The following is a 15,920-nucleotide window of genomic DNA, read 5'->3' as shown; positions in this document are numbered from 1 at the left end:
ACATGATCCGACTTCGGCCGATTCCGCCTAAAATCAGGTGAGTTTGTTCGGCCCGATCCAGATTACAATCCAGGTCGTCACCAGCAAGGAGAACGACCGTGGAAACCCCTCGCCTCGCCCCAGCGCACAAAGCGACAGTATTGTCGACGTTCCGCGACAATCTCGGAGCCGCCGACGTCATCGCCGCTCTTCGCGATGGGCTGGTCGGCGCAAGCGCGAAGATTTCCGGTCCCTATGGTGAAAAGAGCCTCGTCTACGCCGACTATGTCGCGTCGGGCCGGGCCCTGCACCAGGTCGAACGTTTCGTTCTCGAGGAGGTTCTCCCCTATTACGCCAACAGCCACACGGAGGCCTCCTATTGCGGAGGCTTCATGACGCGCATGCGCCGGGAAGCGCGCGGACTGATCGGCGCGCTCTGCGGCGCGAGCGGCGACCATGCGGTCATCTTCACCGGCTCTGGCGCGACATCGGGCATCAACAGGCTGGTCTCGCTGTTTGGCGTGACCGAAGCAATCGCCGCCGGCAAGCGCGTTCGCGTCATTATCGGCCCCTACGAGCATCACTCCAATATCCTGCCCTGGCGCGAAAGCGGCGCCGAGATCGTCGAGATCGCCGAGCAGGCGTCCGGCGGCCCGGATATCGCCATTCTTCAAGCCGCGCTGCGCGACAGCAAGGCCGATCTGACGATCTGCACGCTCTCCGCCGCCTCCAACATCACCGGCATCACCACCGACGTCGCGGCGATCACCCGGATCGTCAAGGCCGCCGGCGCCAGGATGATCTGGGACTACGCCGGCGCCGGCCCCTACGTGCCGATCGCCATGTCGCCGGCGCAGGATGCTGAGATCGACGCCATCGTCGTTTCGCCGCACAAGTTCATCGGCGGCCCCGGCGCATCCGGCATCCTGATCGTGCGGCGCGACGCGGTCTCGGCGACCAAGCCATCCTGGCCGGGCGGCGGCACGGTCAAATTCGTGTCGCCCACGACGCACGACTACAGCGACAGCCTCGAAGCCCGCGAGGAAGCAGGCACGCCGAATGTCGTCGGTGATATCAGGGCGGCGCTCGCCTTCATCGTCAAGGACGCGATTGGCGCGCAGGCGATGGCCGAGCGCAATCATGCGCTCGCCGAGCGGGCCTTCAACGCCTGGCAAGATCACGAACGGCTGGAAATCCTCGGCCTGCCCGGCCCGGACCGGCTGCCGATCTTCTCGTTCCGCGTGAAGAACGGCAAGGGCGGCTATGTCCACCAGCAACTGATCACGCGGATGCTGAGCGACCGCTTCGGCATCCAGGCGCGCGGCGGTTGCGCCTGCGCCGGGCCTTATGTCCACCGTCTGCTGTCGATCGACGAACAGCAGTCCGAGGCGATCCGGCAGGCCATCCTGTCCGGCGACGAGATCATGAAGCCCGGCTTCGTGAGACTGAATTTCAGCGTCCTGCTTGATGACGACAAGGTCCGGTTCATTCTCGATTCCGTCGCGCAGATCGCCGCCGACGCGACCGCGTTCGAGGCGGATTACGACTTCGATCCAAGCCGCGCGATCTTCTTCCCGCGCATGGCGACTTCGGAAGGCAAAGCCCATGCGGCCTGAGGTCAAGGGCTTCCACGACGCACGCACCGGCAGCATCCAGTATGTGGTTTCCTGCCCGAAGACCGGCAAATGCGCCATCATCGACCCCGTGCTCGATTTCGACGAAAAGTCGGGTTCGACGGCGACGACGAATGCCGATCGCCTGCTCGATCATGTCGCCCGCCATGATCTGACGCTCGAATGGATCCTCGACACGCATCCGCATGCCGACCATTTCTCGGCCGCCTCCTACCTCAAGGCCCGCACCGGTGCGCCTACGGCGATCGGCGAACATATCGTGCAGGTCCAGCGGATCTGGAAACAGATCTACAACTGGCCCGACCTCGCCTGCGACGGATCGCAATGGGACCGGCTGTTTTCGGATGGCGACACGTTCAAGATCGGCGATCTCGAAGCCCGTGTGATGCACTCGCCCGGCCACACGCTGGCATCGATCAGTTATATCGTCGGCGACGCGGCCTTCATCCACGACACGCTCTTCATGCCCGATAGCGGTTCGGCGCGGGCGGATTTCCCCGGCGGCAGTGCCGACAGCCTCTGGACGTCGATCGAGCGGATTCTCAGGCTCCCCGACCAGACCCGGCTCTTCACCGGCCATGACTACATGCCCGGTGGACGCGAGGCTCTCTGGGAAAGCTCGGTCGCCGAACAGAAGCGGAAGAACCCGCATGTCGCCGGTCGCTCCCGCGCCGAATTCATCGAAATCAGGGAGACCCGCGACAGGACCCTGCCGATGCCGAAGCTCATCCTGCATGCGCTGCAGGTCAATATCCGCGGCGGCGCCTTGCCGGAGCCCGAGGCCGATGGCCGGCGCTACCTGAAGATCCCGCTCGACGCCCTGCCCGGATCGGTCTGGGGAAGGTGACGCCGTGGATGGATCGCTCCAGAATGTCCTTTTCGCGCTCGGTTCCGGCTCCCTGGTCGGATGCACGCTGGGCCTGATCGGTGGCGGCGGATCGATCCTCGCGACGCCCCTCCTGATGTATGCCGTCGGCATGCGCGACCCGCACACGGCGATCGGAACCGGCGCGCTCGCGGTCTCCGCCAATGCCTACCTCAATCTCGCCGGACACGCGGCCAAGGGCCACGTCTGGTGGCGCTGCGCGCTGATCTTCGCGGTCGCCGGCGCGCTTGGCGCCTATCTGGGATCGAGCCTCGGCAAGCTCGTCGACGGCCAGAGGCTGCTCTTCATGTTCGGCCTGCTGATGATGTTCGTCAGCTTCGCCATGCGAAAGACCCGCACCGCTTCCGACGTCACGGCCCGGTCGCTGACCATGGCGACGCACGGCAAGACGACCGCGATCGCCTTGCTGACGGGCCTGTTTTCCGGCTTCTTCGGCATCGGCGGCGGGTTCCTGATCGTGCCGGCGCTGCTGCTGGCCACCGGAATGCCCCTCATCAACGCCGTCGGCACCTCGCTGATGGCCGTCGGCACATTCGGCCTGACCACCGCCGCCAACTATGCGACGTCGGGCCTGGTCGACTGGCTGACGGCGGGCTATTTCATCGCGGGAGGCATCGGCGGCGGCATCGTCGGAACGATCGCGGCGACGCGGCTCGCCGACCGGCGCAACACGCTGGCGACGATTTTCCGCGGCGTCATCTTCGCCGTAAGCCTCTACGTGCTCTGGCGCAGCTACGCCGCGTTTTAGCTAGGGGCGTTCGGCGATCCCCGAGCCGGACGCCGGATTGTTCTTCGACTGCGCGCGATGTTCCCGCCACATGGTGAAGAGGCCGGCGCCGACGACGATCGCGGAGCCGAGCAGCATGTTCCAGCTCAGCGTCTCTCCAAAGAACATCACCGCGATCACCGCGCCCACCACAAGCTGGAGATAGGCGAGCGGCTGCACCTCGGAGGCCTGCAATGAATCGTAGGCGCGGATCAGGCAATAGTGGCTGACCGTGCCGCAAACGCAGAGTGCCGCGACCATCGGCCAGTCCGAGACGGCGATCGGCGTCCAGTAGAAAGGACCGAGCAGCGAGATCGCGACCGCGCCGCCGACGGCGGTATAGGCGAGGCTCGTGAAGGTCGAATCGTTCCTGCTGACTGCTCGCGTCGCCACGCTGTAGAGCGCGAACATGGTCGCGCAGGCGAGTGGAACGAGAAGATAGAGGCTGAAGGCGCCACCGGTCGGATTGATGATCAGCAAAACCCCGAACAGCCCGGCGACAACGGCAAGCCACCGCCGCCAGCCGACATGTTCTCCAAGAAACGGGATCGACAGGATGGTCACGATCAGCGGCGTCGACTGGAAGATCGCCTGGGTGATCGCAAGCCCGGTATGCGCCAGGCCATAAACGAAGAGCGCGATCTCCGCCACCAGCAGCACGCCGCGCATCATCTGCATCAGCGGATGCTTGGTTACGAAGGCGCCGCGTATCCCGCCGGGCTTGCGGACTGCGAGCAGCATCACGAAGGCCGCGAACGCCCAGAAGCGGATCATCGTGATCAGGATCGGCGAGTAGCGTTCGCCAAGGTATTTCGAAAAGCTGTCCTGGACCGCGAAGATGAAAACCGCTGCCAGGGTGAATATGTAACCCTGCAGCTTGGGGCTGCTACTTTTAAAGTCCATGGTCTCCGGCACCGCGTCTCATCGCTTTTGCCTTGGACTAGTCCAGCCAATGCCATCGCTCAAGCCATGAAACCCGCCAAATCGGGCACATGTCCATGTTTATTTCGCCCTGCGACGCGCCCGGACATGCACCGTCCAGACGAAGTTCGGACATGCTGGCAACGGGCATTGATAGCTCGCGACTTCAATGACATAGTCCGCTCTACGCATCCATTTTCTAAGCCGAGAAATGAGCATGACCGATCCTGCCAACTCGCCTGCCCCAGCCGCGTCGCGGCCCTCCCGCCCTATGGCGAAGATCAGCCTGAAATGGTCGATGATCGAAGAGGACAGTCTATCCATCCTCGAAAAATTTCAGCTGGTTCGGGATCTCGGCTTCGATGGCGTCGAGCTCGATTCCCCCAATGACCTGCCGTCTCGCGAAGTGCTGGATGCGCGCGACAGGACCGGCGTCGCCATTCCGGGTCTCGTCAACTCGATGCACTGGAAGAGCCCGCTCACCGACGGCGATCCGGCGGTCCGTCAGGCCTGCGTGGCCTCGATGATCACGGCGCTTGATGATGCCAAACTCTACGGCGCCGACACGGTGCTTCTGGTTCCCGGCGTCGTGCGCAACAGCCCGACCAGCTACAAGACGGCCTATACCCGTGCGCTGGAGGAGATCGCCAAGATCACCCCTCACGCGGAAGAGACGGGTGTCTCGATCGCGCTCGAAAACGTATGGAACGACTTCCTGCTGAGCCCGCTGGAGGCAGCCGGTTTCGTCGATGCCTGCAACCATCCGAAGGTCGGCTGGTATTTCGATGTCGGCAATGTCCTGCGCTACGGACGGCCCGTCGACTGGATCGAAGCGCTGGGCCACCGCATCCTCAAGATCGACGTCAAGGAGTACAGCCTCGACAAGATGAACACCGAGGGCCCCTGGAAGGGCTTCGAGGTCGAGATCGGCGATGGCGACTGCGATTGGCCGGCGGTCAACCGCGCGCTCGCCGAGATCGGCTATTCCGGCTGGGCTTCCGTCGAGGTTCCCGGCGGCGACCGCCACCGGCTGGCGGCGATCAAGGAACGTGTCGACCGCATCGCGGTTCTCTAAGGACACCGGCGGTCGCTCAAGCCCGCCGACTGCCGCCCGCAGTCTCAGCCCCTGAGTTCGGCCAGCAGTCTGCGGGCGTTGGCAAGGCCGGTCTGGCAGCCGAAAAGGGTCGGTTCGTTGCCTTCATATTCCAGCGACACGAAGCCGTCATAGCCGGAATCCAAGACGCTCTTCAGAAGCGACTTCACCGGCAGGTCGCCGAAGCCGAAGACGGAACCACGGATGAACTGCCCGTTAAGCGTCTCCAGCCAGCCCGGTCCCGGGCTTTCGGCGCGCACATAGAAATCCTTGATATGCACGAAGCTCGCATGCGCGATCGATGCGCGCGTGCCGGTCAGCGGGTTTTCGTCGACGCAGAGAAAATTGCCGACGTCGAGTGTCATCTTGAAGTTCGGGCTGTCGACGGCCTGCAGCAGGCGCTTGACGCGCTCGCTGGAGTTCATGAAGAAACCGTGATCCTCGATGCTGGCGGTCACGCCAAGACGCTCCGCATGGTCCGCCACCTCCCGGCATGCATCGACGATGACGGGGAAGGCCGTTTCGAACTCAGCCGCATTCGTCGCCCGCAGCGACCACGGCACGACATCATGGCGCAGGAAGCGAACGTCGAGGCGGTCGCAGAGCTCGACGTAGCGCTTTGCCCGGTCGATCTGCGCCCGCCGGTCGTCGCCGATGAAGTTCGCGCCGATGCAGATGCCGGAGAGCGGAATACCGGTTTCGTTCGATGCCTTGCGCAGGCGCTCGACGCTGTCCTCGTCCTTGATCAGCTCGTAGTTCAAATCCTCGCCGGGCGGGGCGATCGACAGCGACGCCAATTCGAGATGTTCGCCGCCATTGTCCCTGATCCAGGTGAAAAGATCTTCGATCCGCATCGAACCGTCCAACATCAGCGGGCGGAAGCTGTAGGAACTCAAACCGAACTTCATGGGCACTCCTCGCGATCAGTGCCGCCACCATCGGAAACGCGGTTGGGACTGTCAATATCGAGATTGACAATCACCCGGATACATCCTTGTTTGCTATCAAAGAGATGAAGTGCATGGAGCATGCAGGGGAATGGGAATGAAGTCCGCAGACGTCGTCATCGTGGGAACCGGACCGACCGGATCCGCCTATGCCAGGGTCATTCGCACCGAGTGGCCCGAGGCGCGCATTCTGATGGTGGAGGCCGGGCCGCAGATCCTGCCCAAGACAGGCGGGCACCTCGACAACGTCGCCGATCTCGACGAGCGCGGCTCGCTCGAGGTTCTCGCCCAGGGCGGCGACCGCACCCCGCGCATGCCGATCAACAAGGAGGAATGGGAGGCGCGCCGCGCCGGTGGTTTCGACGGCTCGCTGCTGCGCCGCTCGGGCCTGTTCATCGCCAATGACGGCGACCCGCAGGATGAGAACCTGTTCGCTGGCTTCTCGGCCGCCAATGTCGGCGGCATGGGCACCAAGTGGTCGACCGGCACGCCGGTGCCCTCGGAGATCGAACTCGTCCCGTTTATCTCCGCCAGCGAGATGCAGGCGGCGCTGACCACCTCGGCCAAACTTCTCGGCGTCAACACCGACCCCAACGCCGGCGACCCCGCCGCCATCGCCCTTCGCGAACGTCTCGGCGCCGTCTTCAATGCGGGCCGAACGCCCGACCGCTTCGTCCAGCCCATGCCGCTCGCGGCCACGCCCGGCCCCGACGGCCTGCATTATCACGGGACCGATGTCGTCCTCGGCGATCTCGTCGATGAACCGGCCGAACGCTTCTCCATCATGAAGGAGACAGCCTGCCGCCGTGTTATTCACGACGGCCGGACCGTCACCGGCGTCGAGCTCGCCAGCACGGGCTCTAGCGACACCTTCGTGGTCAACGCCGGCACCGTTGTCGTCGCCTGCGATGCGCTCCATTCGCCGCAGCTGCTCCATGCATCCGGCATCCGCCCCGAGGCCCTCGGCCGCAACCTCAACGATCACTACATCGTCTCGCAGATTTCCGAGATGGACACCGATGTGCCGATGAAGGCGATGAGCTGGATTCCCGCCACCAGGGACTTCCCCTATTCGGTGACCATCGCGCCTGCCAGCCTGCACAGCATGCCGCGTTCGGGCGATATCGTCGGGCAGCCGATCGGCATGGGCTTCTTCGTCTCTTCCGACATCAGCCCCGACAACCGCGTCACCTTCGACGATACGCGCACCGACTGGCTCGGCCTGCCCGCCATCTCGATCAAGTGGCGCCAGTCGGAAGGCGACAAGGCGCGGCTCGAAGAGGCCAAGGACCACGCGCTGGCGATTTCCAACATCATCGGCCGGCCAGCAGCGGGCTTCGCCACCTTCGTGCAGCCGGTGGGCTCTTCTCTCCACTTCCAGGGCACGATCCGCATGGGCGAGGCCGACGATGGCACCAGCGTCTGCGACAAGACGTCGAAGGTCTGGGGCTTCGATAATCTCTATGTCGCCGGCAACGGCGTCATCCCGACCGCAACCGCGACCAATCCCACCCTGTTCTCGGTCGCCCTTGCCAGCATCGGCGCCCGCGCGATTGCCGGGGCGCGCCGGACCGCGGCCTGAAAAACGAGGCGAATCTCATGACAAATCCAAAACTCAAGGTCCTCGTGGTCGGGCTCGGCCAGATGGGCAAGAGCCACACGCTTGCTTACCACGCGCATCCCGGCTTCGACATCGTCGGCCTCGTCAACCGCTCGACACCGACGCTGCCGGCAGAGCTCTCCGGCTATCCGGTGCGTAACGACTATGCCTCAGCGCTCGCCGAATTCTCGCCCGATGTCGTCTCCGTCGCCACGCATACCAACACCCATGCCGACATGGCTGTCGCGGCGCTGGAAAGCGGCGCGCACGTTTTCGTCGAAAAGCCGCTGGCGGCCAATGTCGCGGATGCGGAGCGGGTCGTAGCGGCGGCCAAGGCCAATGGCCGCAAGCTCGTCATCGGCTACATCCTGCGTCATCATCCCTCGTGGATGCGCATGATCGCCGAATCGCGCGGCCTCGGCGGCCCCTACGTGTTCCGCATGAACCTCAATCAGCAATCGAGCGGAGCCGCATGGGACATTCACCGTTCCATCATGCAGACGACCTCGCCGATCGTCGATTGCGGCGTGCATTATGTCGACGTCATGTGCCAGATCACCGATTCCAAGCCGGTCGAGGTGCGCGGCATGGGCGTCGGGCTGGCGCAGGGCCTGCCCAAGGGCATGTACAATTACGGTCACTTCCAGGTGCTGTTCGAGGATGGCAGTGTCGGCTGGTACGAGGCGGGCTGGGGTCCAATGATGTCGGAAACGGCCTTCTTCGTCAAAGACGTGATCTCGCCCAACGGCTCGGTCTCGATCGTCATGGACGAAGGCGCGAGTTCCGCCAGCCTCGACGCGCACACCAAGACGTCGCGCCTTCGCGTGCACCACGCGGGAACCGATGCGGCGGGCGGCTTTAGCCGATCCGACGACTGGCTCGACATGCACGACGAGCCCGACCACCAGATGCTGTGCGACCGCGAGCAGGATTTCGTCTATCGCGCCATAACGGAAGATCTCGACCTCGCCCGCCATATGGACGACGCCGTCACATCGCTGAAGATCTGCCTCGCGGCCGATGAAAGCGTGCGCACCGGCCAGGCCGTCAAGCTCTGACGCCTGGCCTTCGGCGCGGGCCTTCCCCCGTGCTGATCAGTAATTCGCCAGCAGATACTCCGCGCCCGGGTCTCCGAAGCGCGGCGCGACCCCCAGCAGCGGTGCCGCACGCCCGATGATGGACTTGATCATCGGGGCGGCGGTCGACGCCGCCGTGCGACCGCCGTTCTCGCCGGTTTGCGGCGCGTCGATGATGGTCAGCACGATGTATTTGGGCCGGTCCATGGGGAATGCCGCGACGAACGCATTGAAGTTCTGGTCGGTGGCATATCGGCCGTTGATGACCTTGTCGGCCGTTCCCGTCTTGCCGCCGATGTTGAAGCCTTCCACCTGGGCGCTGCGGCCCGATCCCTTGATGCCGTTCCACGCGTAGAGATAGCGCATGTCCTCGCTCGTCTTCTCGCGGATGACGATCTTGGCGATATCGTTTGCCTGCGCGGCGCTGCGCGGAAGAAATGTCGGCGGGACAAGCCTGCCGCCATTGATGAGGGAGGCGGCGGCGACGGCTGTCTGGAGCGGCGTCGTCGCGGCCCCGTGGCCATAGGAGATCGTGACCGAGTTGATCTTCTTCCACACCTTCGGCTGCGTCGGCGTCGCCACGCCGGGCATCTCGGTCTCCATCTTGGAGAGCAGCCCCAGCCTTGTCAGGAACTCCTGGTGCCGCTCGATGCCGACCAGGTCGGCGACCCCCGCCGTGCCGATATTGGACGAATACTGGAAGATCTCGGGGATGGTCAGCGGGCGGTTCTTGCCCTTGAAGTCCTTGATGGTGAAGCCACCCATGCGGATTGGCCGGGAGGCGTCGATGACCGAGTTCAAAGTGACCTTGCCTTCGTCCAGGCCCATTGCAAGCGTGAAACTCTTGAAGGTCGAGCCCATCTCGAATGTCGCGTTGCTGATGCGGTTGAACCAGCCCTTTTCGTATTCCTTGTCGACCTTGCCGTCGGGCAGCGTGCGGGACGGCTGGTTGGGATCGAAGTCGGGCAACGATGCCATCGCCAGAACCTCGCCGGTTTCGACGTCGAGGACGACAGCTCCGGCCGCCTGCGCCTGGTATTTGACCAAGGCCTCCGCGGCGACCTCACGCACGATGTTCTGGACGCGCAGATCGATGGACAGCGTTACCGGCTCCAGAGGCATGTCGCTCGTCAGTCCGGCGGCGCGAAGGTCGAGCAACCCTTGCTCGTCGAGGTACCGCTCCATTCCCGCGACGCCACGATTGTCGATATCGACATAACCGAGCACGTGCGCGGCCGTGTTCCCGCCCGGATAGAAGCGCTTCTTCTCGGGACGGAATCCGACACCCGGAATCCCGAGCTCGAGAATTTGGCTTTGCTGACGAGGCGTGATCTGCCGGCGAATCCACGCGAACCTGGACGACTTCGCGGAGAGCTTCGCGTAGGTTCCTTTTCGATCGATGTCAGGGAAGATCGTGGCGAGCTTTTCCACGGCGTCGTCCACGTCGACGATCCTGTTGGGTTCGGCGAACATCGAGACCGTCCGGATGTCGGTCGCGAGCAACTGTCCGTTCCGATCGAGAATGTCTGGCCGCGATGCCATGAGCTTGTCCGAAGGCAGAATGTCGGATGCGGCCGCGGGGTCGCGAACCCCGTATTCCACGAGCCGCGCCGCGCTGGCCGCGAAGGCGATGACAAGCCCTACCGCCACAAGCACGACGCGCGTCTTGCCCTGCTTGTAGAGATCGACCTTTTTCCTGTTCTTCACCCGCAGCGCCGAGACGTTGAGATGGCCGCGGCGCTTCGCGAGAACGATTTTCGATACGAGGCTCATCGTCAGCGCGCTCCCATCGTCTGGGCATATCGCGGCGAGGCAGGCAGGCTCTTATGTGCGTCGGCTACTGAAAACATCTGGGCTCTCTCTCGAGCAGCCCTGATATCATCAGGTGATCGTCAGGCTGCTCTGGCTAGTGGATCGGGATGAGAAAGCGGACCGCCGGCGATTGGCGGTCGATAGATGGGCGCGCGCATCCGGCCTTCGAGGTAGATCGGCAGGTCGGGATAATAGCTCACGTCGACAAGTTTCCAGGCGCTGGGCCAAGCTTCGCCCGGCGTCCGCCGGGTCCAGTGATCGCCGTCATGCGCATGTCCGATGTCGCGGTCGGCCGCGTGGGACAGGACATCGGGCTCCATGAGGATCTCGGTTTGAGCGGGCGCGGCGAAGGAAGCGCTCGGAAGGCATATCTGAGCACTGTCGATCGTCGTCAACATGATCATCAGAACAATGAGAATGCGCCGAATCATCTTCTACCGAGTAAGGCTTCGTTAACTCTAACCACCCTACCGCCAGAACATTAACCAATTCTCAAGACGTCGATCCCGCCCATGGAAATTCCGAATGAATGCCTCCCGCTGCGCCGCCTTTCGTCCCTGCGGGGCCGCCATTGGTCCTTCTTCTTCTCGCGGGAAAATGTAGATATGCTTTCGCGATGAATGTCGTTTCGGTCACCCCACCTCGCAGGATGCTGCGCCAAAGGCTAAGCCTGGCGTGGCAGTTCGGCATTGCGGGCGGGCTGGTGCTCGTGCTCGGCATGGCGCTGATCGGATTGTGGGTGACCAGCCGCATCGAAAGCGCGACGGTGCGCAACACCGGCAGCGCCACCGCGCTCTATGTCGACAGCATCATCGCGCCGCTCACGCAGGAGCTCGCCTCGGGCACGTCGCTTGGCGAGGGCGCCAAGCGGGCCTTGACCGAAACGCTGCAACAGGGCGTGCTGCGCGGCCGCCTCTACTCGTTCAAGATCTGGCGTCCCGACGCCACCGTGCTCTTCAGCAGTGAATCGAGCCTCGTCGGCAAGCATTTCTCGATGACCGAAGGCCTTGCGACGGCGCTCGCCGGCACCGTCCATGCCGAGTTCGACGATCTCGAGGGCGAGGAAAACAAGCTGGAGCAGCAGAGCGACCAGCCGCTTCTGGAAATCTACAGCCCGATCCGCGAGCCCTGGTCGGGCGACATCATCGGCGTCGCGGAGTTCTACGAGGTCGCCAGCGACCTGCGCGCCGAACTTGCGGTCACCAGGCTGCAAAGCTGGCTCGTCGTCGGCACGGTGACGGCGGGAATGCTGGCGCTGCTCTTCGTCATCGTTGCCAGGGGCAGCCACCTGATCGACGCCCAACGCCGGTCGCTCGATGCGCAGGTTTTGGAGCTGTCGCGGATGCTCGACCTCAACCGGGCTCTGCGCCAGCGCGCCGACAAGGCGAACCAGCGCACGGCGACGCTCAACGAACGCTACCTGCGCCGCATCTCGGCCGAACTGCACGACGGCCCCGCGCAGCTGCTCGGCTTTGCCGCGCTGAGGCTGGAAGCGATCGCGAAGGGAACCGCCAAGGGCGACGACGAATCGCTGGTCAGCAGCTCGATCACCGAGGCCATCCAGGAAATCCGCAACATCTGCCGCGGCCTGACGCTGCCGGAACTCGAGAGGCTTTCGGGCGACGACGTCGTGCGCCGCGCCATTCAGGCACACGAGACACATTCGCGCAGCAGGATCATATCGGACGTCGGCTCGCTCGACGTCGCCGCGCAGGCCGCGAAGATCTGTATCTACCGCTTCATACAGGAAGCGCTGAGCAACGCCACCCGGCATGCCGGCGCATCGAGAATCTCGGTGACGGCGTTTCAGGACGACCAGCAGATCGTGATCGCGGTCGAGGATAACGGAACCGGTTTCGTACGGGCCGGCAACGAGGACGGGCTCGGTCTTGCCGGTATCGAGGAACGTTTGGCCGGGCTCGGCGGTCGCCTCGACATCACGTCGGATGCCAGCGCCGGAACCGCCTTGAGGATGATATTGCCGAGGAGACCATCGGAATGACGTCGAATATGCTGAGGGTCGCGATCGTCGACGACCACCCGATCTTCCGCAACGGCCTGGCGCGCAGCCTTTCCGACGAACCGGGCTTCGAAGTGGTCGGCGAAGGCGCCAGCGCCGCCGACGCGGTTGCACTGTTCAACGAGCACCGGCCCGATGCGCTGCTCCTCGATCTCTCCATGCCGGGCGGCGGGCATCAGGCGTTGCGGTCGATCGTCGAGACCGACCCGGCCGCAACGGTGATCGTGCTGACGGCCTCGGAGGAGGACAGCGATCTTTTCGACGCGCTGAAGGAAGGGGCGAAGGGTTATATCCTGAAGGGGGTCAACGCCTCGACGCTGGTATCGGCGGTCCAAAATGTGGTGGCCGGCGAGAGTTATGTGTCGCCGAGCCTCGCCGCGCGCATCCTGACCGAGATGAAGGGCGAGACCGCCCTGCCCCAGCCCGCCGCCCCGCGCAATCCGCACGACGACGCGCTGGCCTTGCTGACGCCGCGCGAGGAACAGATTCTCGGTCTTGTCGCCGACGGAAACAGCAACAAGGAAGTTGCCCGCCAGCTCAACCTTCAGGAAAAGACGATCAAGCACAACATGACGCGCATCCTGCAGAAACTGAAGGCGCGCAACCGCACCGAAGCCGCGATCTTCCTGCGTGACGCGCGGTCGCGCTCCTGAACCCCGTTCGTGTCGCGTCAGCGAAACCGCTCGATGTCGCTGCTCTTGGCGGTGCGCCGGATGACGAGGCGCCCCTCCGGGTCGAACAGCTCATAGCGGCCGTTCCGGATGCGCTCGCGCCAGCCGCCATCAAAGGCGCGATCTTCGCTCCGTGATATGGAACCCGCGCGCTCGTCTCCGCGCCCATGCCGATCGCCACCGGACCGGCTGCCGCCACTGTCGTCCGACGACCGCGAACCGGATGATCCTGACGTCCCCGAACCCGACGTGCCCGAACCTGAAGTGTCGGAAGAACCGCGCGAGCCGGAATGACCCGAGCCGGAGGAGCCGGAATGATCGGAACCGGACGAGCCTGAGCCGGACCCCGAGCCGCTTCCGCCCGAGCTCCCGCTTGAGCCGCCATCGCCGCCTCCCTTCTCCGCCCATGCCGAGACCGGCGCTGAAACGGCGAACATCGTGCAGAGAATGAAGACGCAGGCGATTTTCTTGTTCACGATCGATCTCCTTGACGGGTTGGCCCGGTCCGCGAACGGGCCGGGCCATGGCTGATCTGGTGGTTAGTGGCGTCCGCCGTTGTCGTCGCCGCCGCCACGGCCACCACGATTGTCGCCACCGCGGTCGTCGCCGCCGCCACGCCCGCCACGATTGTCGCCGCCGCGGTCATCTCCGCCATTGCGCCCGCGGCTGGCGGAATCATCCGAGCCGCGCCCGCGCGAAGAGGAGGACGACGACGAGGACGAGCTGTGGCGAACGTCGTTCGGACCGTCGTCGAGACCCTGGCCGTGGCGCTTGATCTTGCCATTGACGCGGTCGTCGGCGCCCTGGCGCACGAGCGTGACAAGCGGAGGCCTGGCCGCCGTGAGGCCGATGGCGGTGGAAAGTGGTCCGGCGCCGGCCGAACCGAACGCCAGAAGCAGCGATCCGACGGTAACGCAAGTGTGAACAGCGATCTTCTTCATGCGTATGCTCCTTGGTTTTTCCGGCCGGAACGGTTGTGATCGTGTGAGATATTGCCGGTCGGGTCCGTCAATTCTCGCGCATCTGACCATCATTCATAGCGGCCCCGGCCCTCTACGACCGCCGATAGGGACTTTAGTCCCCATGGTCAGGACCAACGGCTCAAGATAAGTGGAGTGTGTTGGAATAGTTTTAGCCGGCGAGGCTGGCCGAACCATTCAGACGCAATGCTAACCAATTCATAGCGACCGAAAATCTGAGCCGATTCGTGCTTGGTTTCGCTCCAATCGGGAGTTTGACATGAAGACATCCATCAGCCTGAAGCTGGCTTCCGCCGCCGCGCTTCTCGCCGCAACAGCCTTCGTAAACGGTGCGTTCGCGCAGGATGCCGAAGGCATCGTCCTGTACAACGCCCAGCACGAGGGCCTCGGCAAGGAGTGGACGGAAGCTTTCACCAAGGATACCGGCATCAAGGTCACCGTCCGCAACGGCGGCGACATGCAACTCGCCAACCAGATCATCCAGGAAGGCGACGCATCGCCCGCCGACGTATTCCTGACCGAAAATTCTCCGGCCATGGCGCTGGTCGGCTCCGCCGGCCTCTTCGCGCAGGTCGACAAGGAAACGCTGGCCCAGGTTCCGGAACAGTTCCGCCCGGCCGACGGCACCTGGACGGGCATCGGCGCGCGCTCGACCGTGTTCGCCTACGACAAGAACAAGCTCAGCGAAGACAAGCTGCCGAAGTCGATCCTCGATCTCGCCGATCCGGCCTGGAAGGGTCGTTGGGGTGCATCTCCCGGTGGCGCCGATTTCCAGGCGATCGTTGGCGCGATGCTGCAGCTGAAGGGCGAGGAAGCGACCGCGGCATGGCTGAAGTCCATGAAGGAAAACGCAACGCCCTATAAGGGCAACAGCGTTGCCATGAAGGCCGTCAATGCCGGCGAAGTCGAAGGCGCTGTCATCTACCACTACTACTGGTTCGGTGATCAGGCCAAGACCGCAGAGAACAGCAAGAACGTCGCCCTGTACTACTTCAAGAACCAGGATCCGGGCGCCTTCGTCAGTGTCTCCGGCGGTGGTGTGCTGAAGTCCAGCAAGAAGTCGAAGGAAGCCCAGGCGTTCCTCAAGTGGATCACCTCCAAGGCTGGCCAGGATATCCTGAAGAACGGCACCTCGTTCGAGTATTCGGTTGCCGGTGATTCCAACGCCAAGCTGGTTCCGATCGCCGATCTCCAGGCCCCGAAGGTCGAAGCCTCCAAGCTCGACAACAAGAAGGTCGTCGAACTGATGACCGCCGCCGGTCTGCTCTAAGCTTATCAGCCCCCAGGATGTTGGAGCCGCGCGTCGAAAGATGCGCGGCTTTCTTGTGTCTGGGGACGACGCGAATTCATCAAATCAATAGTTTGCGCGAATTTCCTGTTTCAATTTTCCCCGCTCGAAAAACCTCGCCCTACAATAGAGGCGTCCCGTCATCGGATACCCCGGCAGGCGTGCCGGCGAGGCGGGATCGGCGCGGAGCGTGAGGGTAGGACGCAAAACCTCACGGTCCGGGTCCGCGGAAAATGATCTCCCTCCG

Annotated in this window: 15 protein-coding genes; 9 read left to right on the top strand and 6 right to left on the bottom strand. The window is 63.8% G+C overall.

Annotated features, from left to right (window positions below; genetic code table 11):
- Positions 1–98 precede the first annotated feature (98 nt).
- The 3 genes from GGQ67_RS14490 to GGQ67_RS14480 are packed head-to-tail and all read left to right on the top strand — an operon-like array spanning position 99 to position 3,247.
- Positions 99–1,595 (top strand): aminotransferase class V-fold PLP-dependent enzyme, encoded by a 1,497-nt coding sequence (locus tag GGQ67_RS14490; protein ID WP_183900854.1) that lies wholly within the window; start codon positions 99–101, stop codon positions 1,593–1,595.
- Positions 1,585–2,460 (top strand): MBL fold metallo-hydrolase, encoded by an 876-nt coding sequence (locus tag GGQ67_RS14485; protein WP_183900853.1) that lies wholly within the window; start codon positions 1,585–1,587, stop codon positions 2,458–2,460. The genes GGQ67_RS14490 and GGQ67_RS14485 overlap by 11 nt, the downstream gene beginning before the upstream one ends.
- Positions 2,461–2,464: 4 nt before the next feature.
- Positions 2,465–3,247: a TSUP family transporter gene (locus GGQ67_RS14480; RefSeq protein ID WP_183900852.1), complete on the top strand. Its 783-nt coding sequence runs from the start codon at positions 2,465–2,467 to the stop codon at positions 3,245–3,247.
- Here GGQ67_RS14480 and GGQ67_RS14475 read toward each other — a convergent pair whose 3' ends face one another.
- On the bottom strand, positions 3,248–4,168 hold the full coding sequence (locus tag GGQ67_RS14475) for a DMT family transporter (RefSeq protein ID WP_183900851.1): 921 nt from the start codon (positions 4,166–4,168) through the stop codon (positions 3,248–3,250).
- A gap of 235 nt (positions 4,169–4,403) precedes the next feature.
- Between GGQ67_RS14475 and GGQ67_RS14470 the strand changes: the two genes are divergently transcribed.
- Positions 4,404–5,261 carry a sugar phosphate isomerase/epimerase family protein gene (locus GGQ67_RS14470; RefSeq protein ID WP_246400186.1) on the top strand — a complete coding sequence of 286 codons (858 nt, stop codon included), beginning with the start codon at positions 4,404–4,406 and terminating at the stop codon, positions 5,259–5,261.
- 44 nt (positions 5,262–5,305) lie between these two features.
- Here GGQ67_RS14470 and GGQ67_RS14465 read toward each other — a convergent pair whose 3' ends face one another.
- Positions 5,306–6,187, bottom strand: a complete 882-nt coding sequence (locus tag GGQ67_RS14465) for a sugar phosphate isomerase/epimerase family protein (RefSeq protein WP_183900850.1) — start codon at positions 6,185–6,187, stop codon at positions 5,306–5,308.
- A 136-nt stretch (positions 6,188–6,323) separates the two neighbouring features.
- On the opposite strand from GGQ67_RS14465, the gene GGQ67_RS14460 reads away from it, so the two are divergent.
- The gene (locus tag GGQ67_RS14460) at positions 6,324–7,808 is read left to right on the top strand and encodes a GMC oxidoreductase (RefSeq protein WP_183900849.1); all 1,485 of its coding nucleotides are present in this window, start codon (positions 6,324–6,326) and stop codon (positions 7,806–7,808) included.
- Between the two features lie 17 nt (positions 7,809–7,825).
- Positions 7,826–8,884: a Gfo/Idh/MocA family protein gene (locus GGQ67_RS14455; RefSeq protein ID WP_183900848.1), complete on the top strand. Its 1,059-nt coding sequence runs from the start codon at positions 7,826–7,828 to the stop codon at positions 8,882–8,884.
- A gap of 36 nt (positions 8,885–8,920) precedes the next feature.
- Here GGQ67_RS14455 and GGQ67_RS14450 read toward each other — a convergent pair whose 3' ends face one another.
- Both GGQ67_RS14450 and GGQ67_RS14445 read right to left on the bottom strand, forming a co-directional pair.
- Positions 8,921–10,675, bottom strand: coding sequence for a peptidoglycan D,D-transpeptidase FtsI family protein (locus tag GGQ67_RS14450; RefSeq protein WP_183900847.1), 1,755 nt, complete (start codon positions 10,673–10,675; stop codon positions 8,921–8,923).
- Positions 10,676–10,794: 119 nt separating this feature from the next.
- Positions 10,795–11,109, bottom strand: coding sequence for a hypothetical protein (locus GGQ67_RS14445; RefSeq protein WP_183900846.1), 315 nt, complete (start codon positions 11,107–11,109; stop codon positions 10,795–10,797).
- A 221-nt stretch (positions 11,110–11,330) separates the two neighbouring features.
- Here GGQ67_RS14445 and GGQ67_RS14440 point away from each other — a divergent pair, with 221 nt between their 5' ends.
- Entirely contained in the window at positions 11,331–12,716 is a 1,386-nt protein-coding gene (locus GGQ67_RS14440; protein WP_183900845.1) for a sensor histidine kinase, read from the top strand.
- A complete protein-coding gene (locus GGQ67_RS14435; RefSeq protein WP_183900844.1) occupies positions 12,713–13,387 on the top strand; it encodes a response regulator in 675 nt (224 codons plus the stop codon). The genes GGQ67_RS14440 and GGQ67_RS14435 overlap by 4 nt, the downstream gene beginning before the upstream one ends.
- Before the next feature lie 17 nt (positions 13,388–13,404).
- Here the strand turns inward: GGQ67_RS14435 and GGQ67_RS14430 are convergent, their stop codons facing one another.
- Positions 13,405–13,881, bottom strand: a complete 477-nt coding sequence (locus GGQ67_RS14430; RefSeq protein ID WP_183900843.1) for a hypothetical protein — start codon at positions 13,879–13,881, stop codon at positions 13,405–13,407.
- Between the two features lie 63 nt (positions 13,882–13,944).
- Positions 13,945–14,346: a hypothetical protein gene (locus tag GGQ67_RS14425; protein WP_183900842.1), complete on the bottom strand. Its 402-nt coding sequence runs from the start codon at positions 14,344–14,346 to the stop codon at positions 13,945–13,947.
- Between the two features lie 298 nt (positions 14,347–14,644).
- Between GGQ67_RS14425 and GGQ67_RS14420 the strand changes: the two genes are divergently transcribed.
- Entirely contained in the window at positions 14,645–15,655 is a 1,011-nt protein-coding gene (locus GGQ67_RS14420; RefSeq protein WP_183900841.1) for an iron ABC transporter substrate-binding protein, read from the top strand.
- Positions 15,656–15,920 lie beyond the last annotated feature (265 nt).

It is taken from the genome of Rhizobium metallidurans, from assembly GCF_014196505.1.
Lineage (GTDB): Bacteria > Pseudomonadota > Alphaproteobacteria > Rhizobiales > Rhizobiaceae > Rhizobium > Rhizobium metallidurans.
This window is presented reverse-complemented; position numbering and strand designations above follow the sequence as displayed.